This is a genomic window from Streptomyces sp. NPDC048462 (assembly GCF_043200175.1).
Classification (GTDB): Bacteria; Actinomycetota; Actinomycetes; order Streptomycetales; family Streptomycetaceae; genus Streptomyces.
Genome location: NZ_JBICXG010000006.1, coordinates 309,354 through 331,453, shown reverse-complemented (window position 1 = coordinate 331,453; position 22,100 = coordinate 309,354). Strand labels below are relative to the sequence as shown.

Below are 22,100 nucleotides of genomic sequence, written 5' to 3'. Positions count from 1 at the left end.
TCGCAGATGTGGAAGCGGGTAAGCGGACTCGGCCGCGTCGGTCGGAGTTCTGTCGTGGTGCTGGCCGCGATGGCGAGCGTTGTCGGTATGTCGGCCGGGGTCAGCTCGGCAGCGACGGCGAAGAAGTCCTATTCGTGCGTGCATCGCATCACGGATGACCTCGGGCGCGTCAAGACGCAGAGTCTCTGCAACATCAAGGGCGTCAAGTACCTGGGGCTGCAGCAGGGCAAGGGCTACATCGCCATCGTCCAGGGGCGCGGTCCCATGACGCTCACCCTGACCGCCATGGAGACGGTGGGGAACACCAAGAGCTCATCGATCTCGGTCACCGCAGGATCGTTGACGGCTGCTGTGGGGTTCGACGTCACGAAGTCGCGTACGAAGAGCATGGCCGGAAGCTGGACCGTGCCGAAGGGGAAGTACGGCACCCTCAAGGCGTATCCGCTGTACAAGGCGTATTCCTTCAAGGCCTACAGTAAGTTCGGAGGGACTTACATGGGCAAGGGAACCGCCCGAAAGGCAGTCGGCTACCGCTACGTGCACTCGGCCAAGTAAATTCTCGACCTGCTCGCGATGAAGTGAATGATTCGGCGGTTCCGTCGGTTCTCCGGGGTGCTCATCGTCTGGGCATGAGCGAGCCGCTGCCCTTCCATAACGCAACGTCGGCCCTCAAGACCTTGACCAGGTCTTGAGGGCCGACGTTGCGATACCGGGGTGGGTTCCGGCTACGACGCCTTGCGCGCACCGCCGATCGCGCCGATCGCGCCGATCGCGAGGAAGAGGTACGTCTTGAAGTCGGCCGACTGCTTCCACGCGTCCGTGAGGTCGCCGAAGTGGTCGAAGAAGATGCTCGACGCCGACTGGTCCGCCAGGTCGGACAGGATGATCGACATGCCCACGATCTGGCCGAGGTAGACCGCGCCGATCGAGAGCAGGGCGCTGACGACGGTCAGCACCGGGTTCCGACCGCCGACCTTGCTCGCGGCGAAGCCGACGAGGAAGCCGACGCCGACGGCGATGTAGCCGACCTCGCGCTCGATCGAGCCGGCGATGAGGCCGTAGAGGAACGCCCCCACGAGCGCCGCCGCCACGGCGGCCAGCAGTCCGAGACCCACGTTGTTGCGCGCCGGTGCCAGCGGAGCGAACGGTGCGCCGCCGCCGAAGGGGGCGCCGGCCGGCTGCTGGCCCGCGAAGGGGTTGCCGGTCGGGGCGACGGGCTGCCCGGGCTGGCCCGCGTACGGGTTGCCGGGCTGCGGCTGGGCGTCGTACGGCTGGTTCGGCGGTGGTACGGGCGTGCTCATGGTGTGTTCCCCCTGGGACTGTGGCGCACGAGTGTGCGATGAGTGACGCCGCAGGCTAGCAGTCGGTTCCGACAGTGACCCGCCGGAATCCATGGGGGGACTGCGATCAGAGCCGGTGCGCGGCCCCCGCCGGAGTCGCGCCGCGGGTGTCCAGGAGGAGCTGTGCCTTCACGGCGAGCCCCTGGAGGTCGTACGTGCGGTGGTGCTGGAGCAGCACCGTGAGGTCGGCGCTGGAGGCCGCCTCGTACAGCGAATCGGCCCGGGGGACGGGGAGTTCGCGTACCCGCCAGTCCAGTACGTGCGGGTCGTGGTAGCCGATCTGGGCGCCCATGTCGATGAGCCGGTTGGCGATCTCGCGGGCGGGGGAGGCCTCCTGGTCGGCGAGGTCGGGCTTGTACGTGACGCCGAGCAGCAGCACCCGGGCACCGCGCACGGACTTGCCGTGCTCGTTGAGGAGGGTGGCGCAGCGCTGGATCACGTACTGCGGCATCCGGTCGTTGATCTCCTGGGCGAGCGAGACCATCCGCAGCGGGTGGCCGGGGGTGCGGCTGCTGTACGGGAGGTAGCCGGGGTCGACCGGGGCGCCGTGGCCGCCGACGCCGGGCCCCGGGCGGAAGGGCTGGAAGCCGAAGGGCTTGGTCTCCGCGCACCGGATGACGTCCCACAGGTCGACGCCGAGGTCGTGGCAGAGCACCGCCATCTCGTTGACCAGGGCGATGTTGACGTGCCGGAAGTTGGTCTCCAGGACCTTCGTCATCTCGGCCTCGCGCGGGCCCCGGGCGCGTACGACCTTGTCGGTGAGCCGGCCGTAGAAGGCGGCGGCCGATTCGGTGCAGGCGGGGGTGAGGCCGCCGATGACCTTGGGGGTGTTGGCGTAGACGTGGCTGCGGTTGCCCGGGTCGAGCCGGGTGGGGGAGTGGGCGAGGTGGAAGTCGCGTCCGCCGCGCAGCCCCGAGCCCTTCTCCAGGATGGGGAGCAGGAAGTTCTCGGTGGTGCCGGGGGGCACGGACGATTCCAGCAGCACCGTGGTGTGCGGCCGCAGCCGGGCGGCGAGGGCACGGGCCGCCTCGCCGACGGCGCTCAGGTCCAGGGTGCGGTCGGGGCCGAGCGGGGTGGGTGCGCAGATCACGGCGGTGCGGACCCGGCCCAGCTCGGCCTCGTTGGTGGTGGGGCGGAAACCCCCGGAGAGCATGCGCCGGATGTCGGACGCGGGGAGTGATCCCTCGACGGGGGTGCGGCCCGCGGAGAGCTCCGCGAAGGCCCGGGGGTCGGTGTCGTAGCCGACGGTCTGGATACCGGCTGCGACGGCGGCTTGGGCGAGGGGCAGGCCGAGGTGACCGAGTCCGATGACGGCGAGGTCTGCAGGCACGTGGGTGGCCGTCCTTCCCTAAGACCATGAAGACAGAAAGCGCAACCGCTGGGGACAGCGCAATGTCAGACTAGGCGTAAATATGACCTATATGTCGCATTGTGGGGCCGTGGTTGCCCGGGTGTTGTCCACAGGCGGTGGCTGAAGTCGCGGAGCGCGGACAGAATCGAGGGGTGGGCACGGGCGCCCGACCCCCCGGTCGGACCGCACCCCCGTGCCCGGACCACCCCGATCTACCGGGAGGCAGCGGTGAGGACAGCGACACTGGGACCCGCGGAGCGCGTCGAGGCGCTCGCAGCGATGGCCGAGCGCGAACTGGACGTGCTGGTCGTGGGGGCGGGCGTGGTCGGCGCCGGGACGGCACTCGACGCGGTCACGAGAGGGCTCTCGACCGGCCTGGTCGAGGCGCGCGACTGGGCGTCCGGCACGTCGAGCAGGTCGAGCAAGCTGATCCACGGCGGGCTGCGCTATCTGGAGATGCTCGACTTCTCGCTCGTCCGGGAGGCGCTGAAGGAGCGCGGGCTGCTGCTGGAGCGCCTCGCCCCGCATCTGGTGAAGCCGGTGCCGTTCCTGTACCCCTTGCAGCACAAGGGCTGGGAGCGGCTGTACGCGGGCTCGGGCGTCGCGCTGTACGACGCGATGTCGGTGTCCTCCGGACACGGCCGGGGGCTGCCCACGCACCGGCACCTCTCCCGCCGCCACGCCCTGCGGGTCGCGCCGGCGCTGAAGAAGGACGCCCTGGTGGGGGCCCTGCAGTACTACGACGCCCAGATGGACGACGCCCGCTATGTGGCCACGCTGGTGCGGACCGCCGCCGGGTACGGCGCACACGTGGCGAACCGGGCCCGGGTGACCGGCTTCCTCCGGGAGGGCGAGCGGGTCGTCGGCGTCCGGGTGGAGGACGTCGAGGCGGGCGGTGAGTACGAGGTCAGGGCCAAACAGGTGGTCAACGCCACCGGCGTCTGGACGGATGACACCCAGGCGCTGATCGGCGAGCGCGGCCAGTTCCACGTCCGGGCGTCCAAGGGCATCCACCTCGTCGTCCCGAAGGACCGCATCCACTCCTCCACCGGCCTGATCCTGCGCACCGAGAAGTCCGTGCTCTTCGTCATCCCGTGGGGCCGCCACTGGATCATCGGCACGACGGACACCGACTGGGACCTGGACAAGGCCCACCCGGCCGCGTCCAGCGCCGATATCGACTATCTGCTCGAACACGTCAATTCGGTCCTGTCCACCCCGCTGAGCAGGGACGACGTCGAGGGCGTCTACGCCGGGCTGCGCCCCCTGCTGGCCGGCGAGTCGGACGCGACCAGCAAGCTCTCCCGCGAGCACACGGTGGCGCATCCGGCGCCGGGCCTCGTCGTCGTCGCGGGCGGGAAGTACACGACGTACCGGGTGATGGCCAAGGACGCCGTCGACGAGGCGGTGCACGGCCTCGACCAGCGGGTGGCCGACTGCGTCACCGAGGACATCCCGCTGCTGGGCGCCGAGGGCTACCGCGCCCTGTGGAACGCGCGCGCCAGGATCGCCGCCCGCACCGGGCTGCACGTCGCCCGGGTGGAGCATCTGCTCAACCGGTACGGCGCGATGACCGAGGAGATCCTGGAGCTGATCGTCGCCGACCCGGTGATGGGCGAGCCGCTGCCGTCCGCCGACGACTACCTGAAGGCCGAGATCGTCTACGCGGCCTCGCACGAAGGGGCCCGTCACCTCGACGACGTACTGACCCGGCGGACCAGGATCTCCATCGAGACCTTCGACCGGGGCACGCGTTCCGCGCGGCTCTGCGCGGAGCTGATGGCCCCGGTGCTCGGCTGGGACAAGGACCAGATCGAGCGCGAGGTCACGCACTACGAGAAGCGGGTGGAGGCGGAACGGGAGTCGCAGCGCCAGCCCGACGACCTGACGGCGGACGCGGCGCGGCTCGGAGCGCCGGACATCCAGCCCATCTGACCCGTCCAGCCGTCTGACCCGTCCGGTCCGGGCGGACCGTTCAGGGTCCGTGGTCCGTTCGTGCCGGGCAGAACTCCGCTTCCAGGAGCGCGGGTTCGAGGGTGTCCGCGTGGGACAGGATGTCCGTGTCGATGCGGTACGTCATGATGTGGCCGCCGTCGCGGCTCGCGGCGGTACGGACGTAGCTGCCCGCTATGCGGCCGTTGTGGCCCCAGACGGTGACCCCGCAGGCGAGTCGTTCCGGGTAGATGCCCAGGCCGTAGTCGCCCTGCGCCGCAGCGGTGTTCAGCAGTGCGGCGAGCTGGGCGGGCGGGAGCAGCCGCCCGCCCAGCAGGGCCGCGTAGAAGCGGTTCAGGTCGGCGAGCGTGGAGATCAGCTCACCGGCGGCGCCCGCGGTGCGCGGGTCCAGCTCGGTGGCATCGGTCAGGCCGCCGCCCGCCGGATCGCGCGAGTAGCCGCGGCCGTGCGGTGCGGGCAGGGTGGTGCGGGCGCCGGGCAGCGAGGTGCCGGTGAGGTGGAGCGGGGCGATGACGCGGCGTCGGATCTCGGTGGCGTAGCCGTGCCCGGTGACGCGCTGAACGACCAGGCCCAGCACGGCGTAGTCGGTATTGGAGTAGGTGAACAGGCCGGGGCGGGAGGCGGGGCGGTGGCTCGTCGCCGTACGGATCGCCGCGAGGGCGGAGAGCGGACGCGCGAACCCGTCGTCCGTGTAGTCGTAGAGCCCGCTGGTGTGGCTGAGCAGGGCGCGCAGGGTGATGCGGCGGCCGTCGTTGCCGTGCCCCCGGATCAGTCCGGGCAGATAGCGCTCGACCCGGTCCGACAGCCGCAGTCTTCCCTCGTGGGCGAGTTGGAGGACGACGGTGGCGACGAAGGTCTTGGTGATGCTGCCCGCCCGGAAACGGTCCGCGTAGCGGATGCCCGGTCCCGTCGACCGGAAGCTGCCGGGGCCGGCGGCGGAACTCTGTACCAGGACTGCTGCGGTGGGTGCCCGGCCCTGGACGGCGAGCCTCGGCAGGTAGGAGGCTGCGGGCGTGAGGTGTGGTTCGCTGGGCAGGCTCGCGGTTCCGAGGCCGAGCAGCGCCGTCACCAACAGGGTGACGAGCGGTGCCCTTAGAGTCGGCATGTCAGGGAGTCCCTTCCTCCGGCCACATCATGGCGGAGCCGGGCCCCGGCACCAGGGCCGGTCCCGGGGTAGGGGACAATGAACGCTCTGCCAGGGCGGGTTGATCGCAGAGGGGACGCATGTCGGAGGCGGAGCAGGCACGGGAGCCCCAACGGGACAAGGACGGACGTCTCCTTGCGGGGCGCTACCGGCTCGGGGAGGTGCTCGGCCGGGGCGGTATGGGCACGGTCCACCGTGCCGTCGACGAGACGCTGGGCCGCACGGTAGCGGTCAAGGAACTGCGGTTCCCGACAGCCATCGACGACGACGAGAAGCGCCGTCTCATCACGCGTACGCTGCGCGAGGCGAAGGCGATCGCCCGGATTCGCAACAACGGCGCGGTCACGGTCTACGACGTGGTCGACGAGGACGACCGGCCGTGGATCGTCATGGAACTCATCGAGGGCAAGTCGCTGGCCGAGGCGGTGCGCGAGGACGGTGTCCTGACGCCGAGACGGGCGGCCGAGGTGGGGCTGGCCATACTCGACGTGCTGCGCTCGGCCCACCGTGAGGGCATCCTGCACCGGGACGTGAAGCCGTCCAACGTGCTGATCGCCGAGGACGGCCGGGTCGTACTGACCGACTTCGGGATCGCCCAGGTCGAGGGCGACCCCTCCGTCACCTCCACGGGCATGCTCGTCGGCGCACCCTCGTACATCTCGCCGGAGCGGGCCCGCGGGCACAAGCCGGGCCCGCCGGCCGACCTCTGGTCGCTCGGCGGACTGCTGTACGCGAGCGTCGAGGGCTGCCCGCCGTACGACAAGGGCTCCGCGATCGCGACCCTGACCGCGGTGATGACCGAGCCGCTCGACCCGCCGAAGAACGCGGGCCCGCTGGAAGAGGTCATCTACGGTCTGCTCGCCCGCGATCCCGAGCAGCGGCTCGACGACGCCGGTGCGCGCGCCCTGCTCAACGACGTGATCAACGCCCCCGAGCAGTCGGACGTCCCTGTGCCGCCGGCCGACGCCACCCAGGTGATGGCGCTGCCCAAGGTGCCCGCACCCACGAAGCCGGCGTCGAAGAGCGGCGAACCGGGCGAGGGCACCCGGGACCGGCTGCGGGGCGCGCTGCGCTCCGCGCGGAACGCCAAGGCGGCGCCCGCCGCCGCCGCGTCCGCGCCGGCCCGCCCCGCCAAGGCCCCCTCGACGGCCGCGGCCACCGCCTCCGGGGCCGTACCGCCGCCGCGTCCGGCCACCTCTCCGAGCGCCCCGCCCAAGGCGTCGCTCACGGACGTGGTGCCGCGCCGCACCCTGGCGATCATCGCGGCCGTCATCGTGCTCGCCGTGCTCGGCACGGTCCTCGCGCTCACACTGGGCGGCGACGACACGGGCACGGACAACGCGGGCAAGGGCAAGGACGACCCCTCGGCCTCGGCCGGCGCCTCGACGGCAGGCGCCTCCGCCGGCACCGCCGGTACCGAACAGGGCGGCAGCGGCAAGGACCAGGGCCAGGGCCAGGGCCAGGGCCAGGACGGGAACGACGGCCAGGACCAGGGCAAGGGCAAGGACGACTCCGGCAAGGGGTCGGAAGGCTCGGACGACTCGGGCGACGCGGACGGCAAGGGCGCGCTGCCCGCCGGGTACAAGTCGGTCACCGACAAGCGGTTCCACTTCACCATGGCGATGCCCGAGGGATTCGAGCGCAATTCGATCGCGGGCAGCAACTCCGGCGGCATCTACAACATCGACAAGGGCTTCCCGCGCGTCCAGATCGACTACAACAGCTCGCCCGGCGACGACGCGGCCGCGGCCTGGAACTCGCTGAAGGGCGCGGTTGCCGGCAGCAGCAGCGGGTACCAGCACCTGAGCATCAAGAAGGTCGAGTACAACGGGTACCCGACCGTCGCGGACTGGCAGTTCGAGCGCAACGAACACGGCCAGCGCAGCCGGATACTGAACCGGGGCTTCAAGGTCGACGCGAAGCGCGGCTACTCGATCATGATCAGCTGCAAGGTCGACGAGTGGGACGGCAAGGCGTGCAAGACGCTGCGCGAGACGGCGTTCGGCACGTTCAAGCCGCTCGGCTGAGGACGGCTGCCGGGCCGGGTTGCACCGACCCTGCCGCGCGGCCGCCCGTTGCCACGTATTGTGAGAGCCCGGAGACCGTACGCAGCCGGAACCGCATGTCAATTGCACGTTAAGTGACCGCAATTGGTGGTTTCGGTGCGGTCTGCGTGACCGGGGGACAGCGCGCTCTGGGGAGGCGTCGTGGACGACTACGCGGGTCGGGTACTTGCCGACCGCTACCGCCTTCCGCTGCCCCCGTCCGATGCGTACGAACTGGTGGAAACCCGGGCGTTCGATACCTATAGCGGACAGGAAGTCCTGGTCCGGCAGGTGCCGTTACCGGAAGTCGTGGACGCGGAGGTGCTCGACGCCGACGGCCTGCCCACCCCGGCCCGGCGGCCCGGCGGGCGCACGGTGCGGCGGTCCACCGACCCGGCGGTCCGGCGCGCCATCGAGGCCGCCCAGGCGGCGGCCCAGGTCCCCGACCACCCGAGGCTCGACCAGGTCTTCGACGTGTTCGCCGAGGCGGGATCGCTCTGGATAGTGAGTGAACTGGTCGCGGCCCGGCCGCTCGCGGCGCTGCTCGCGGAGCGCCCGCTCAACCCGTACCGCGCCGCGGAGATCGGCTCCGACGTCCTGACGGCGCTGCGCGTCCTGCACGCCCACGGCTGGACCCACCGCAACATCACCGTGCGCACCGTGCTCATCTGCGACGACGGACGCGTCGTACTGACCGGCCTGGCGGCCGGGGCGGCGGAGGAGGCCCTCTGCGGCTACGTGCCGGTGCCACGCCCGGACGAAGCCGGCGAGGACGGCGAGTACGGCGGCCCCGCCGTGGAGTCGGGCCCCACCGGCCCGTACGTCCCGCCGGTGGTCGAACCGGGCCCGGGGCCCGACGACCACGAGCCCTACGCGCTGCCGATGGCCGGGCCGAGGTCCGGGTACAAGCCCGAGTACGGAACCGGGCGCGAGCCGGAGCCCGAGTACCCGTCCGAGCCGGAGTACGCCTCCGGGACCGAGTACGAAGCCGAGACCGAGGCCGAGACCGAGGCCGGGTCCGAGTACGAGACCGAGTACCGGCAGGGCTACGTGCCCGGCCCCGGCAGCCCCCGCGGCGCCGGTGAGCTGGAGTCCGTACGCCGTACGCCGCAGCAGCCCGTCCCCGCGTCCGAGCCCGGCAGCGCCGCCCAGGCGCGTGCCGCGCGTGCGGGCGCCATCGCCGCGTACCGGGCGGGGGCCCGCGCCGCCGCCGCCCGCGTCAGCGAGGAGGAGGAGCGCCGCGCCGGTGCGGACGAGGCGTGGGACACCGGCGTCCTGCCGCCCCAGCGCGACGGCGCCGGACCGGGCGGCCCCGCCGGGTCGCGGACGCCCGGCGACCCGGACCGGTTGCCCGACCCGCTGGACCCCCAGGCCTACGACTACGGGTACGGCGGCGACGCCGACCCGTACGACGACGAGGACGAGGACGACGAGTACGGCGATGACGACGACGGTCAGGCCCCGCCCCGGCGGCTGCATCTGACCGGTTCCTGGGACGACGGGCCGGGCGCCGGACGCCCGGTCCCGGCCGGCGGCTCCAGCGAGGACGCCCTGCGGGCCGACTCCCGGCGCCAGGGCGCCACCCCGGCCGTCGTCCGCCGCGAGCCGTCCGTCCCGGGCGCCGGGACCGGGGGGACCGGGGAGGCCGCCCCGGGCCGCTGGGACGAGATCGTCGCGAGGGACCGCGACACCCCCGCCTACCGGGGCCCCGCCACCACCCTCGCCGCCGAGCGCGCGCGGCAGGCCCGGATCGCCGTCGTCGGCGCGGTCACCGAGCGCTGGGCGCCCGAACAGGCCGGACCGGTCCACGAGAACTGGCAGCTGGCCCCGCCCATCGGCCCCTCCACCGACCTCTGGGCGCTGGGCGCGCTGCTCTACCGCGCCGTCCAGGGCCACGCCCCCTACCCCGAGGAGAACGCCGCCGAGCTCGTCCAGATGGTCTGCGGTGAGCCACCTGCCTTCGCGGAGGAGTGCGGCGCGCTGCGCCCCGTCGTCGAGTCGCTGCTGCGGCAGGACCCGACCGAGCGGCCGGACTTCGAGGAGCTGCGCGGCTGGCTGCGCTCCCTGGTGCGGTCGGCGCCCGAACCCGAGGCCGGCCTCGACGTGGTGCCGCTGCCGTCCGTGGACGAGACCCGGCTGCCCGTCGTACGCCGCCGGGGCGAACTCGTCCGCAAGCGGCGCGGCCGCCGGGGCGGGGCGGCGCACGGCCGCCACCGCCAGGCCAGGGGGCGCCTCGAGGCGGAGCCGGTACGCGCGGAACCGCGCGAGCCCCGGGCCGTCAGGCCGCCGCGCGAGCCGAAGGGCCCCAAGGCGCTGCGCACCCCGCCGCGCCCGCAGCAGGGCGGGCAGCGCGCGCCGCGACGGCTCGGCCGGCTGCTGCTCGTGCTGATCCTGCTGGTGCTGGTCGCGGCGATCGTGTACGCCGTGATGTTCATGCCCAAGTCCGGTTCACAGTCAGGCGCGGGCGCCAGCCCGTCCCGTACGGCGACCGGACCGCCCGATCCGGGCTCCGCCCGTCCGAGCGGCTCCGGCGGGTCTGCCTCCCCGTCGAAGCCTCCGGCGAAGTCCCCCGCGAAGCAGAAGCCGCAGACCAGCCGGTCCGCCGTCGCGCTCCCGTCCGGCTACGTCCTGCGCAAGGACGACGAGGGCTTCGAGGTCGGCGTGCCCAAGGGCTGGCAGCGCAGCCCCGCCAACACGGAGCGTCAGGTCCACTACGGCAGCGACGGCTTCACCCTGCTGATCGTCCCCGGCCGCGACACCGTCAAGACGAACGGCGCCGACCCGCTCGATTACCAGCGCGACAAGGAACCCGAGTTGAAGCCCTTCCGGGACTCCAGCTGGTCCACCGCGAGCGGGCTGCGCCGCATCGACGTCGGCCGACAGTCCATGGCGGAGGGCCAGTTCACCTGGCAGGACAGCTCCGGCCGGGAGGTCTACGTACGCAACCTCGCGATGATAGTCAAGGGCCGGTACCACCTCATTCAGGTCATCGGCCCGGAGAACCAGCGAGACAAGGTCTCGGACATCTACCAACAGGCCATCGCCTCATACCGCGTGACGCCCTGATACCTCAGGGGACCCCAGAGCGACAGGACGACGCGACAAGCATCACAGTGCGATCTCGTGGGCGGTGCGAGGTTCCGTGGCCGCACCTCTCATCCGTAACCTGTCATCCGAAGGAACGGGGCAGGGACACGTGGATCGATCACAGGGCACGGATGCGGGACTGTTGCTGGCCGGGCGATACCGGCTCGGTGAAGTCCTCGGGCGCGGCGGCATGGGCAAGGTCTGGAGAGCCCACGACGAGGTGCTGCACCGCACCGTCGCCGTCAAGGAGCTGACCGCCGGGCTGTACGTCGCGGAGGCGGACCGGGTGGTGCTGCACGCCCGTACGCAGAAGGAGGCCCGCGCCGCCGCCCGCATCACGCACCCGGGCGTGGTCACGGTTCACGACGTCATCGAGTACGACAACCGGCCGTGGATCGTCATGCAGTACGTCGACGGCCCGTCACTCGCCGACGCCGCCAAGGAATCCGGCGAGCTGGTGCCGCGCGAGGCCGCCAGGATCGGATTGCACGTGCTGGGCGCGCTGCGCGCCGCCCACAGCGCCGGGGTGCTGCACCGTGACGTGAAGCCGGGCAACGTCCTGCTCGCCCGGGACGGCCGGGTGCTGCTCACCGACTTCGGGATAGCCGCGATAGAGGGCGACTCGACCATCACCAGGACCGGTGAACTGGTCGGGTCCATCGACTACCTGGCGCCCGAGCGGGTCCGCGGGGGCGACCCCGGTCCCGCGTCCGACCTGTGGTCGCTGGGCGCGACGCTGTACACGGCGGTCGAGGGCAGATCGCCGTTCCGGCGCACCTCCCCGATATCCACCATGCAGGCCGTCGTCGCGGAGGATCCGCCGGACCCGGTCCGGGCCGGGCCACTGGCCCCCGTCATCACCGCGCTGCTCCGCAAGGAGCCGGCGGACCGGCCGTCGGCCGCGGAGACGGAACGGATGCTGATCGAGGCCATGGAGGGGCGCCAGCCCCGGGCGGCCCAGGCGTACGTCCCGACGCAGCAGGTGCCGGAGGAGGTCCTGCGTGCGATGGGCTCCGGCGGCACCTCCGGCGGCACCGCCCAGCTGCCCCACCCCGGTGGCACGGCCCAGCTGCCCTACCCCGGCGGCACCGCCCCGCAGCCGCACCCCGCCGGCCCCGCCGGCCCCGCCCCGGCGGCGGCCCGGCCCGGTCGCGCCCGGTGGCGCACGGCGCTGCTCGTCCTCGCCCTGGCGGCGCTGCTCGGCGTCGGCGCGGGGGTCGCCGCGATGAAGTACCGGGACCACCCGGAGAGCAGCGCCGCGAGCGGCGGTACCGGGGACCCGGGCGGGCGTTCGCCGGACCCGGCTCCCCACAAGTCCTCGCCCGACGCCTCGAAGAAGCCCAGCCCGAAGCCCGATCCGACGCTCAAGGGCGTACCGGCCGGCTGGAAGCGGGTCCACGACCCGGAGGGGTTCAGCCTCCTCGTGCCGCAGGGCTGGGAGCGCCGGACGAACGGCACGAACATCGACTACACCCCGGACAACGGCAAGCGTTACCTCCGCATCAGCATCGACCAGCAGCCCGACTTCGAGACCTCCTACCAGCACATGCAGAACCTGGAGCCGGGGCTGCGCAAGCGGCTGCCGCAGTACCGGGGCCTGGTGCTGCGCGACAACGTCTACCGTGACCACCCCGGATCGCTCTGGGAGTTCACCTGGACCGAGAACAACGGCGAGCAGCGGCACGCCATCGACCAGATGTACTACGCGGACGACGGCGGGCCGGAGTACGCGCTGTACATGACCGGGCCGGCGGCGGACTGGGACACCACCCGGGAGCAGTTCGACACGATGCTGCGCGGCTGGCGCGCGCCGGGGGACACCGGCTGACGCCGTCACTCCCAGCAAGTACGAGCGCGGCCGGCGGAGCGCGAGCACGGGAAGATAGCCCCTGATCAGCGCTTATGTAGCCAGTGGACACTGGCTCGATCGGCGGGTGCTCGCGGAGGGCTCTTGTGGGGACTGTGAAAAGCCGTTACCCACGGGTACCCAAAGCATCCGGCTGGACGTACTCTCGCCCTCATGACGGACTTGCAGGCCTCCACGCCCACCTCCGCCGCCGGTGTCGGCACCAACCCGGTGGCCGCGGCGCCCGCGGGCGTGCGCACGGCCGCCGACGTCGTGACCCCCGAGGTGATCGCCCAGCTGACCCGCGGCGTCGCCGGCTCCGGCCGTACGGCGAACCACACCCCGTTCACCGGGGAGAAGCTGGCCGACCTGCCGGAGTCCACCCCCGAGGACGTGGCCGCCGCCTTCGAGCGGGCCCGTGCGGCCCAGCCGGCCTGGGCCGCGACGCCCGTCCGGGCCAGGGCCGCCGTGCTGCTGCGCTTCCACGACCTGGTGCTCGGCCGCCAGTCCGAGGTCCTCGACCTCATCCAGCTGGAGACCGGCAAGGCCCGGCTGCACGCCCACGAGGAGGTGCAGGCCGTCGCCGTCGCCGCCCGGCACTACGGCCGCAAGGCCGGCTCGTACCTGCGGCCGAAGCGGCACACCGGTGTCGTACCGACCCTCACCAAGGTCACCGAGCTGCGCCAGCCGCGCGGGGTCGTCGGCCAGATCGCGCCGTGGAACTACCCCTTCGAACTGTCCGTGGGCGACGCGCTGCCCGCGTTCGTGTCCGGCAACGCCGTGGTGATGAAGCCCGACACGGAGACCGCGCTGACCGCGCTGTGGGCCCGTGACCTGCTGATCGAGGCCGGGCTGCCCGCCGAGGTGTTCCAGGTCGTGCTCGGTGACGGACCGGTGGTGGGCCCCGAGGTCGTCAGGCACGCCGACTACGTCTCGTTCACCGGTTCCACCCGCACCGGCCGCGAGGTAGCCCAGGGCGCGGCGGCCCGGCTCGTCGGCGTTTCGCTGGAGCTCGGCGGCAAGAACGCCATGCTGGTGCTGAAGGACGCCGACGTGGAGAAGGCCGCCGCGGGCGCCGTCCGCGCCTGTTTCTCCTCCGCCGGCCAGCTCTGCATCTCCATCGAGCGGCTGTACGTGCACGAGTCGGTCGCGGACGACTTCCTGGAGCGGTTCGCCGCCCGCACGAAGGCCATGCGGCTCGGCAGCTCCCTCGCCTACGGGGCCGACATGGGCTCGCTGGTCGGTGAGCGCCAGCTGGAGACGGTGAGCCGCCATGTCGCGGAGGCCGTCGAGAGGGGCGCCACGCTCGTCGCGGGCGGCGTCGCCCGCGACGACATCGGCCCGCTGTTCTACGAGCCGACCATCCTCGACAACGTCGTGCCGTCGATGGCCGTCTGCACCGAGGAGACCTTCGGCCCGGTCGTCTCCGTCTACCGCTTCAGCGACGAGGACGAGGTCATCGCCCGCGCCAACGCCACCCCGTACGGCCTTAACTCCAGCGTCTGGACCAAGGACGGCAGGCGCGGCCACCGGGTCGCCGCCCGGCTGCGCACCGGCACGGTCAACATCAACGAGGGCTACGCCCCCGCGTACGGCAGTGTGCAGTCCCCGATGGGCGGCATGAAGGAGTCCGGCCTCGGCCGCCGGCACGGCTCCGAGGGCATCCTCAAGTACACCGAGGCCCAGACGGTCGCCCAGCAGCGGTTGATCCCGCTCGCCCCGTCCTTCGGGATGGACGACGAGAAGTACGCGGCGTTCATGAGCCTCAGCCTGAAGGCGATGAAGGCCTTCCGGCTGCGCTGATCCGCCCCCGCACCACCGCAGCATTTCTGTCCTTTTCGTACGGAGGAGTGCCATGTCCCAGGACAGCCCTGCCCAGAATCAGGCCGGACCCGGCGGTGCGGCCGAGGACGACGCCGCGTACGACTACGACGTACTGGTCGTCGGCTCGGGCTTCGGCGGCGCGGTGTCGGCCCTGCGGCTGAGCGAGAAGGGGTACCGGGTCGGCGTCCTGGAGGCGGGCCGCCGGTTCACCCCCGCCACCCTGCCCAAGAACTCCTGGGACCTGAAGAACTACCTGTGGGCCCCGGCGCTCGGACTCTTCGGCATCCAGCGGGTGCATCTGCTCGGCAAGGTGATGGTGCTGGCCGGTGCGGGGGTCGGCGGCGGTTCGCTGAACTACGCCAACACGCTGTACGTGCCCCCGGCCCCGTTCTTCGAGGACCGCCAGTGGGCCCACATCACCGACTGGCAGGACGAGCTGAAGCCGTACTACGACCAGGCCACGCGGATGCTCGGCGTCCGGCTCAACCCGACGACGACCCCCTCGGACGTCCACCTCAAGGCGGCCGCCGAGGCCATGGGCGTCGGCGACACCTTCCACCTCGCCCCGGTCGGTGTCTTCTTCGGCGACGGCAAGGACGCCGACGGGACGGCGCGGGCCAAGCCCGGCGGCACGGTCGCGGACCCGTACTTCGGCGGCGCGGGCCCCGCCCGCAAGGCCTGCACCGAGTGCGGCGAATGCATGACCGGCTGCCGGCACGGCGCGAAGAACACCCTCAACGAGAACTACCTCCACCTCGCGGAGAAGGCCGGAGCGGTCATCCACCCGATGACCTCGGTCGTCGCGGTCACCGAGCACCCGGAGGGCGGCTACCGCGTCACCACCGTGCCCACCGACCGCCGCCGGAAGGCGAAGCCGACGCGGCTGCGCGCCCGTCAGGTGGTCGTGGCGGCGGGCACGTACGGCACCCAGACCCTGCTGCACACGATGAAGGACCGGGGACTGCTGCCCCGCGTCTCGTCCCGGCTCGGTGAGCTGACCCGGACCAACTCCGAGGGGCTCGTGGGGGCGCAGACCTCCGACCGGCGCTACCGCAGGAAGCACGGCACCAAGGCCGACTTCACCAGGGGCGTCGCCATCACCTCCTCGATCCACCCCGACGAGAACACCCACATCGAACCGGTCCGCTACGGCAGGGGATCCAACGCGATGGGCGGGATGACCGTCCTCCAGGTCCCCTACGGCACCCACCGGGTGCTGAGCTGGCTCGGCAACATGGCCAGGCACCCGGCGCTCGCCGTGCGCTCGCTCTCCAACCGGCACTGGTCGGAGCGGACGATCATAGGGCTCGTCATGCAGTCGCTGGACAACTCCCTGACCGCCTACCGCAAGCCGGGCGGCATAGGAAAGGGCCTGCTCACCGCCCGGCAGGGCCACGGCGCGCCCAACCCGACCCAGATCGCGGAGGCCACCCGGAGCGCGACGCTGCTCGCCGAGGAGATCAACGGCTTCGCGGGCTCCAACATCGGTGAGCTGATGGGCACCCCGCTCACCGCGCACTTCCTCGGCGGCTGCCCGATCGGCGCGAGCGCCGAGGAGGGCGTCATCGATCCCTACCACCGCCTGTACGGGCACCCGGGCATCTCGGTGGTCGACGGTTCGGCGGTCTCCGCCAACCTCGGCGTGAACCCGTCGCTGACGATCACCGCGCAGGCCGAGCGGGCCATGTCCTTCTGGCCGAACAAGGGCGAGCGGGACCCCCGCCCGGCGGCGGGCGAGGCGTACGAGCGGCTGGCGGCGGTCGAACCGCAGGCACCGGCCGTTCCGGAGAAGGCGTTCGGCGCGCTGAGGCTGCCGTTCCTGGGGATGCCCGCGATGCCGCCGAAGGAGTCCGGCCGGGCCTGAGGTCCGGAGGGGCCGCACGCGCAGGGGACAGCAGAAGGGGCTGCACCCCCCTCCGAGTGCAGCCCCTCATGCTCTACCGGTGAAGCCGAGTTACGGATGCGACCGGTGGTTCTGGTTCCGCATGCATGACCTGCAAGGTGTCCCGATGGTTGTCCCGGAGTTCACAGAATCCCTGTGTGACGTCAGTCACGTCCAGTGATGTGTGTGTCCGGTGGTGTGCGAGTCCAGTGATGTACCGATCCGCGATGTGCTCGTTCCGTGATCCGGAGCCGCGCAACTATTCACCCGGACCCGTGGTCGTACCCACGTCGCCGCAAAGGCGATCACTTAGCTCCTCACGACCCGGAGAACCCGCGATATGAGAAGCACGACCCCGAGAGCCGCTCTGCGCAGGGCCGCGGGTGGATTCGCCGCAGCCGGTCTGCTGGCCGCCGGATCTCTCGCCCTCACCGCTCCGGCAGAGGCGGCCGTCCCCGAGTTCACGCTCGGTGGTCCGGCCGAGACCGCGCTGCATCCGTATCCGGCGACGGGCGCCCCGCAGAAGGCCTCCCTCGACTTCACGGTCAACAACCCGTCCGAGGACGAGGAGAACGGCGCCTTCCAGGGCGAGTACACCGTCCGCTTCGACCTCAGCGGGATCAAGGGCGTCGCGGACGTGGCCTTCGACAAGGAGGCCAGTTCCGACTGCACCGTCACCGGGACCAGTGCCGTCTGCCACGACTGGGGCATCTTCCCCGGCCTGAGCACTCTCGCGGAGCTCGACGTCACCGCGGCGAAGGGGAGTGCGAACGGCGACACGGGCGCCATCGAGGTCACCGCCGAGGCGGACGGGGCCACGTTCACCTCGTTCACCGCCCGGATCGGCGTCGGCGGCCCCGACCTGTCGATGGAGCGGCTGCCGTTCAGGACGGAGCTCGAGCCCGGCGACACCCAGCCGGTGCCCGTCACCTTCACGAACAACGGCACCCGCGCTGCCGACGGCCTGCTGCTCACCCTGCGGTACACCCGGGGCATGGAGTTCACCGAGCGGTACCAGAACTGCGAGTACAGCGAGTCCGACCTGGGCATGGGCAGCCCCGGAGCCTGGACCACCGCCCTGTGCGCCTTCGACGGCAGCTACGAGCCCGGCGTCGCCTACACGCTCGCCGAGCCGCCCGCCATCAGGGCCACGCGGCGCGCCTTCTACGACTCGTTCCTGTACCGCATCGAGGAGGGCGGATCCGCCGCCCGCGCGGCGCGGCGCGCCGGTGCGCGGTTCAGCCCCGGCAAGGGCGCCACGCTGGCCCTGCACAAGGCCCCCGCGGCGCTGACGGCCGACCTGGACCCGAGTGACAACCAGCAGGACGTCGACTTCCGGACCACCAACACCGCCGACTTCGAGGCGTACGGCGCCCGCGCGAAGGGCGCGGCCGGCGACTCGGTCGCGGTGAAGGTCGGGTTCCGCAGCAACGGACCGGCGTGGATCGGGAACATCCGCTCCGGCGAGGACGTCGCCACCGTCGACGTCACCGTGCCCGAGGGCGCGTCGGTCGTCTCCAAGCCGGACCTCTGCCGGGGTGTGACGGCCGACGGGGAGTACCGCGAGAACCAGACCGGCGCCCCGCGCTACTTCTGCTCCACCCCGATGTCCGTCCGCGAGGACGCCGACTTCGCCCTGCCCTTCGAGCTGAAGATCACCGAGGTGGTCGAGGGTGCCTCCGGCAAGGTCGTGGTCCGCAACACCTCCCTCCGGGACCCGGAGCCGGCCTTCGACCCCGAGCCCGCCAACAACACCGCCTCGCTGGTGCTGAACGCCAAGGACTCCGGCACGGGCGACCCGGGCGCCACCACCGGCGACGGCGACGCCGGTTCGGGCGGCTCGTCCTCGACGGGCGCCACCACCGGTTCCACCGGTCCCACCGGCTCCACCGGGGGTCCGGGCGACTCCGGCGGCAGCGCGTCGGGCGCCACGGGCGGTTCGGCCGGCTCCTCCTCGACGGGTGACGCCACCGGCGGCGACTCCGGTGGCGGCCTGGCCGCCACCGGCTCCGTCGCCCTGCCGGCCGGCGCCGCGGGGGCCGTCGCGCTGGTCGCGGGCGGGATCCTCTTCACGGTGTCCCGCCGCCGCGCGGTCCGCTGAGCCGAGGACACGGCCCAGGCCGTACGGCAGCCGACGGGAACGAAGAACGGCCGGCCCCGGGCGTCCCCGGAGCCGGCCGTTCCCTGGAGGGTCCAGCCCCTGGGGGCGGACCCTCCGGGTGACCGGGCTGCTGTCCCCTGCCGACCGGTCACGCACGCCGGTGCGCGGTCCCACGGCGTACCAGCGGTACGCCACACGCCCCGGCGAAGCCACGCGTGGTTTCGTTCCACAGCCGCCCCTGGCTGGCACGGACACCGGGACCAACGAAGCCGCGACGGGCCCGGTCACGCGCCGTACGGGTGAGACCCCGCCCGAACTGGGATACGTCCGTACAGCCCTGCGGCGCGTCACACGCGGCCGCGGCACAGCTCCAGCAGCGTCATCGCGAGGGAGGTACCCGGCTTGCCGAGCGCGTCCCGGTACTGGCCGAGGATCTCCATCTCCCGGGAGAGGTTCACCCGGCGGCCCCCGGAGGTGATCCGGGCCTCCTGGATGACCGAGGAGACGGCCATCCGTTCCTGGACGAGACCGATGATCCGGTCGTCGAGGGTGTCGATGCGCGAGCGGGCGTCGCCGATCAGGGACGCGGCCTCCTCGGTGTGCGCGCCGGTCGCCTCGGCGGAGGTGGCGGGGCGGGCTGCTGCGGTGCTGCTCATGGTGGGGTCTCCCGGGTAGCTGCGGCTCCCAGGGACCGACCGGGCCCGGAACGCCAGAACGCCCCGGGCCTGTCGGCCCGGGGCGCCTGGAACGTTGCTTGTCAGTTGCTCAAGCAGCACGACCATGGCAGCCGGCGGGCCGGGTGCCATAGGTAAAGACGAAGATCGTGTGCTGACGCATGGGGGACAGTATGGACCCGGCCCCGTGCCGGGGTCCAACGCCCGGCCGGATCGTGAGACGGCCGGGGCGCTCCCCGCGCGACGAGGGACGCCCCCGGCCGCCGGTAGAATCGGAAGAACCGACCCCCTCTCCACCGCCGGAAGGCCGCCCCGTGCCAGCAGCACCCCCCGCCGCCCCCGACACCACCACCGACGTGGTCCTCGTTGTCGACTTCGGCGCGCAGTACGCCCAGCTCATCGCCCGCCGCGTCCGTGAGGCCCGGGTCTACAGCGAGATCGTGCCGTCCACGATGCCGGTGGCCGAGATGCTGGCCAAGAACCCCCGCGCGATCATCCTGTCCGGCGGACCCTCCTCCGTGTACGCGGAGGGCGCGCCCTCGCTCGACCGCGCGCTGTTCGAGGCCGGGGTCCCGGTCTTCGGCATGTGCTACGGCTTCCAGCTGATGGCCACCACCCTCGGCGGCACCGTCGACGACAACGGTGCCCGCGAGTACGGCCGCACCGCGCTCGCCGTCTCCAAGTCCGGCTCGACCCTCTTCGAGGGCACCCCGGACCAGCAGTCGGTGTGGATGTCGCACGGCGACGCCTGCTCCGCCGCTCCCGAGGGCTTCACCGTCACCGCGTCCACCGACGTCGTGCCGGTCGCCGCCTTCGAGAACGACGAGAAGCGGCTCTACGGCGTCCAGTACCACCCCGAGGTCCTGCACTCCACGCACGGCCAGCAGGTGCTGGAGCACTTCCTGTACCGGGGCGCGGGCATCGAGCCGAACTGGACGACCACCAACGTCGTCGAGGAGCAGATCGCCCTCATCCGTGAGCAGGTCGGTGACAAGCGCGCCATCTGCGGCCTCTCCGGCGGCGTGGACTCCGCCGTCGCCGCCGCCCTCGTCCAGAAGGCCATCGGCTCCCAGCTGACCTGTGTGTACGTCGACCACGGGCTGATGCGCAAGGGCGAGACCGAGCAGGTCGAGAAGGACTTCGTCGCCGCGACCGGCGCGAAGCTGAAGGTCGTCGACGCGGAGAAGCGCTTCCTGGACGCCCTGTCCGGCGTGTCCGACCCGGAGCAGAAGCGGAAGATCATCGGCCGCGAGTTCATCCGCGTCTTCGAGCAGGCCCAGCTGGAGATCCTCCAGGAGGACGGCCCCGAGGTCGCCTTCCTCGTCCAGGGCACCCTCTACCCGGACGTCGTCGAGTCCGGCGGCGGCACCGGCACCGCCAACATCAAGTCCCACCACAACGTGGGCGGGCTCCCCGACGACATCGAGTTCCAGCTCGTCGAGCCGCTGCGCCAGCTGTTCAAGGACGAGGTCCGGATGGTCGGCCAGGAGCTCGGCCTGCCCGACGAGATCGTCCAGCGCCAGCCCTTCCCCGGCCCCGGCCTCGGCATCCGCATCGTCGGCGAGGTCACCAAGGAGCGGCTCGACCTGCTCCGCGACGCCGACGCCATCGCCCGCGAGGAGCTGACCTCGGCCGGCCTGGACCGCGACATCTGGCAGTGCCCGGTGGTCCTCCTCGCGGACGTCCGCAGCGTCGGCGTCCAGGGCGACGGCCGCACCTACGGCCACCCGATCGTGCTGCGCCCGGTCTCCTCCGAGGACGCCATGACGGCGGACTGGTCGCGGCTGCCGTACGAGACCCTCGCCAAGATCTCCACCCGCATCACCAACGAGGTGGCCGACGTCAACCGCGTCGTCCTCGACGTGACGAGCAAGCCGCCGGGCACCATCGAGTGGGAGTAGTCCCACGCCTTCGCCCATGACGCTGCCGTCGTCCGGTCCTCCGGGCGGCGGCAGCGTCGTACCTCTGGCCACCTGCGGCAACCGGCGGTAACTTCCGATCCCGTACGCCTGATCCCGTACGTCAGGGAGCCCCGAGGAGCCGCCATGCCCGAGCCCACACCCATACCGGTGGACCAGCTCCACTTCGCGATGCCGCCCGTGCACGCCTCCCTCCACGAGGAACGCACCCACCGCAAGGAACGCCTGGCCGGGGCGCTGCGCCTGTTCGGTGAGTACGGGTACGAGGACGGCGTCTCCGGGCACATCACGGCGCGCGACCCCGAGTTCACCGACTGCTTCTGGGTCAACCCCTTCGGCGCCCCCTTCGAGGGGCTGCGCCCGGACGAGCTGATCCTGGTGAACGGGGAGGGGCAGGTCGTCGAGGGCCGCCGCCACGTCAACCAGGCGGCGTTCGCCGTCCACGCCCAGGTGCACCGGGCCCGCCCGGACGTCGTCGCCGTCGCGCACACGCATTCGGTGCACGGGCGCGCGCTGGCCGCGCTGGGGGAGCTCATCGAGCCGATCACCCAGGAGTCCTGCGCCTTCTACGAGGACCACGCCCTCTACGACGCGTACACCGGGGTCGTCGTGGACGAGGACGAGGGACGCCGGATCGCGGCCGCGCTCGGCGCCCGCAAGGCGGTCATCCTGCGCAACCACGGGCTGCTGACCGTGGGCGACTCGGTGGACGCGGCGGCCTGGTGGTTCCTCACCCTGGAGCGGTCCTGCCAGGTACAGCTGGCCGCGCGGGCGGCCGGCAAGCCGGTGCTGATCGAGCACCGGGACGCGCTCACCACCCGGGAGCAGCTGGGCAGCGACCTGGTCGCCTGGATCAACTACCAGCCGCAGTGGCAGCGCATCGCTCGAACGTTCTGACGAAACCGCTCGCCCGATGCGCCCCGATGCGGGACCA

14 protein-coding genes are annotated in these 22,100 nt (G+C 72.1%); 10 read left to right on the top strand and 4 right to left on the bottom strand.

Annotated elements, in window-relative coordinates; genetic code table 11:
• The first annotated feature begins 54 nt into the window (after positions 1-54).
• A complete protein-coding gene (locus tag ACGFU6_RS14310; RefSeq protein ID WP_393610771.1) occupies positions 55-555 on the top strand; it encodes a hypothetical protein in 501 nt (166 codons plus the stop codon).
• A gap of 170 nt (positions 556-725) precedes the next feature.
• Here ACGFU6_RS14310 and ACGFU6_RS14305 read toward each other — a convergent pair whose 3' ends face one another.
• Together ACGFU6_RS14305 and ACGFU6_RS14300 are read right to left on the bottom strand one after the other, a co-directional pair.
• Positions 726-1,301 (bottom strand): hypothetical protein, encoded by a 576-nt coding sequence (locus tag ACGFU6_RS14305; protein WP_393610770.1) that lies wholly within the window; start codon positions 1,299-1,301, stop codon positions 726-728.
• 106 nt (positions 1,302-1,407) lie between these two features.
• Positions 1,408-2,670, bottom strand: a complete 1,263-nt coding sequence (locus ACGFU6_RS14300; RefSeq protein ID WP_393610768.1) for a nucleotide sugar dehydrogenase — start codon at positions 2,668-2,670, stop codon at positions 1,408-1,410.
• 249 nt (positions 2,671-2,919) lie between these two features.
• On the opposite strand from ACGFU6_RS14300, the gene ACGFU6_RS14295 reads away from it, so the two are divergent.
• Positions 2,920-4,626, top strand: coding sequence for a glycerol-3-phosphate dehydrogenase/oxidase (locus ACGFU6_RS14295; RefSeq protein ID WP_393610767.1), 1,707 nt, complete (start codon positions 2,920-2,922; stop codon positions 4,624-4,626).
• A gap of 40 nt (positions 4,627-4,666) precedes the next feature.
• Here the strand turns inward: ACGFU6_RS14295 and ACGFU6_RS14290 are convergent, their stop codons facing one another.
• Positions 4,667-5,749 (bottom strand): serine hydrolase domain-containing protein, encoded by a 1,083-nt coding sequence (locus ACGFU6_RS14290; protein ID WP_393610766.1) that lies wholly within the window; start codon positions 5,747-5,749, stop codon positions 4,667-4,669.
• Between the two features lie 119 nt (positions 5,750-5,868).
• Here ACGFU6_RS14290 and ACGFU6_RS14285 point away from each other — a divergent pair, with 119 nt between their 5' ends.
• The 6 genes from ACGFU6_RS14285 to ACGFU6_RS14260 all read left to right on the top strand — a co-directional run bounded on the left by ACGFU6_RS14285 (position 5,869) and on the right by ACGFU6_RS14260 (position 18,573).
• A complete protein-coding gene (locus ACGFU6_RS14285; RefSeq protein WP_393610765.1) occupies positions 5,869-7,815 on the top strand; it encodes a serine/threonine-protein kinase in 1,947 nt (648 codons plus the stop codon).
• Positions 7,816-7,995: 180 nt separating this feature from the next.
• The gene (locus tag ACGFU6_RS14280) at positions 7,996-10,899 is read left to right on the top strand and encodes a protein kinase (RefSeq protein WP_393610763.1); all 2,904 of its coding nucleotides are present in this window, start codon (positions 7,996-7,998) and stop codon (positions 10,897-10,899) included.
• 130 nt (positions 10,900-11,029) lie between these two features.
• Positions 11,030-12,748 (top strand): serine/threonine-protein kinase, encoded by a 1,719-nt coding sequence (locus tag ACGFU6_RS14275; protein WP_393610761.1) that lies wholly within the window; start codon positions 11,030-11,032, stop codon positions 12,746-12,748.
• 192 nt (positions 12,749-12,940) lie between these two features.
• A complete protein-coding gene (locus ACGFU6_RS14270) occupies positions 12,941-14,569 on the top strand; it encodes a succinic semialdehyde dehydrogenase (protein ID WP_393610760.1) in 1,629 nt (542 codons plus the stop codon).
• A gap of 52 nt (positions 14,570-14,621) precedes the next feature.
• Complete coding sequence (locus ACGFU6_RS14265) at positions 14,622-16,454, top strand: GMC family oxidoreductase N-terminal domain-containing protein (protein WP_393610758.1); 1,833 nt, start codon at positions 14,622-14,624, stop codon at positions 16,452-16,454.
• A 358-nt stretch (positions 16,455-16,812) separates the two neighbouring features.
• A complete protein-coding gene (locus ACGFU6_RS14260) occupies positions 16,813-18,573 on the top strand; it encodes a peptidase (protein WP_393610757.1) in 1,761 nt (586 codons plus the stop codon).
• Between the two features lie 347 nt (positions 18,574-18,920).
• On the opposite strand, the gene ACGFU6_RS14255 is transcribed toward ACGFU6_RS14260, so the two are convergent.
• Positions 18,921-19,229: a chorismate mutase gene (locus ACGFU6_RS14255; RefSeq protein WP_393610756.1), complete on the bottom strand. Its 309-nt coding sequence runs from the start codon at positions 19,227-19,229 to the stop codon at positions 18,921-18,923.
• 332 nt (positions 19,230-19,561) lie between these two features.
• On the opposite strand from ACGFU6_RS14255, the gene guaA reads away from it, so the two are divergent.
• Both guaA and ACGFU6_RS14245 read left to right on the top strand, forming a co-directional pair.
• The gene (guaA, locus tag ACGFU6_RS14250) at positions 19,562-21,148 is read left to right on the top strand and encodes a glutamine-hydrolyzing GMP synthase (RefSeq protein WP_393610755.1); all 1,587 of its coding nucleotides are present in this window, start codon (positions 19,562-19,564) and stop codon (positions 21,146-21,148) included.
• 144 nt (positions 21,149-21,292) lie between these two features.
• Positions 21,293-22,063 carry a class II aldolase/adducin family protein gene (locus tag ACGFU6_RS14245; RefSeq protein ID WP_393610753.1) on the top strand — a complete coding sequence of 257 codons (771 nt, stop codon included), beginning with the start codon at positions 21,293-21,295 and terminating at the stop codon, positions 22,061-22,063.
• Positions 22,064-22,100: the final 37 nt, after the last annotated feature.

Excerpts from the sequence above, each read along its gene's own strand:
- ACGFU6_RS14305 (WP_393610770.1), bottom strand. The coding sequence starts at position 1,301 with ATGAGCACGCCCGTACCACCGCCGAACCAGCCGTACGACGCCCAGCCG.
- ACGFU6_RS14290 (WP_393610766.1), bottom strand. The coding sequence starts at position 5,749 with ATGCCGACTCTAAGGGCACCGCTCGTCACCCTGTTGGTGACGGCGCTG.
- ACGFU6_RS14285 (WP_393610765.1), top strand. The coding sequence starts at position 5,869 with ATGTCGGAGGCGGAGCAGGCACGGGAGCCCCAACGGGACAAGGACGGA.
- ACGFU6_RS14270 (WP_393610760.1), top strand. The coding sequence starts at position 12,941 with ATGACGGACTTGCAGGCCTCCACGCCCACCTCCGCCGCCGGTGTCGGC.
- ACGFU6_RS14265 (WP_393610758.1), top strand. The coding sequence starts at position 14,622 with ATGTCCCAGGACAGCCCTGCCCAGAATCAGGCCGGACCCGGCGGTGCG.
- ACGFU6_RS14260 (WP_393610757.1), top strand. The coding sequence starts at position 16,813 with ATGAGAAGCACGACCCCGAGAGCCGCTCTGCGCAGGGCCGCGGGTGGA.
- ACGFU6_RS14255 (WP_393610756.1), bottom strand. The coding sequence starts at position 19,229 with ATGAGCAGCACCGCAGCAGCCCGCCCCGCCACCTCCGCCGAGGCGACC.
- ACGFU6_RS14245 (WP_393610753.1), top strand. The coding sequence starts at position 21,293 with ATGCCCGAGCCCACACCCATACCGGTGGACCAGCTCCACTTCGCGATG.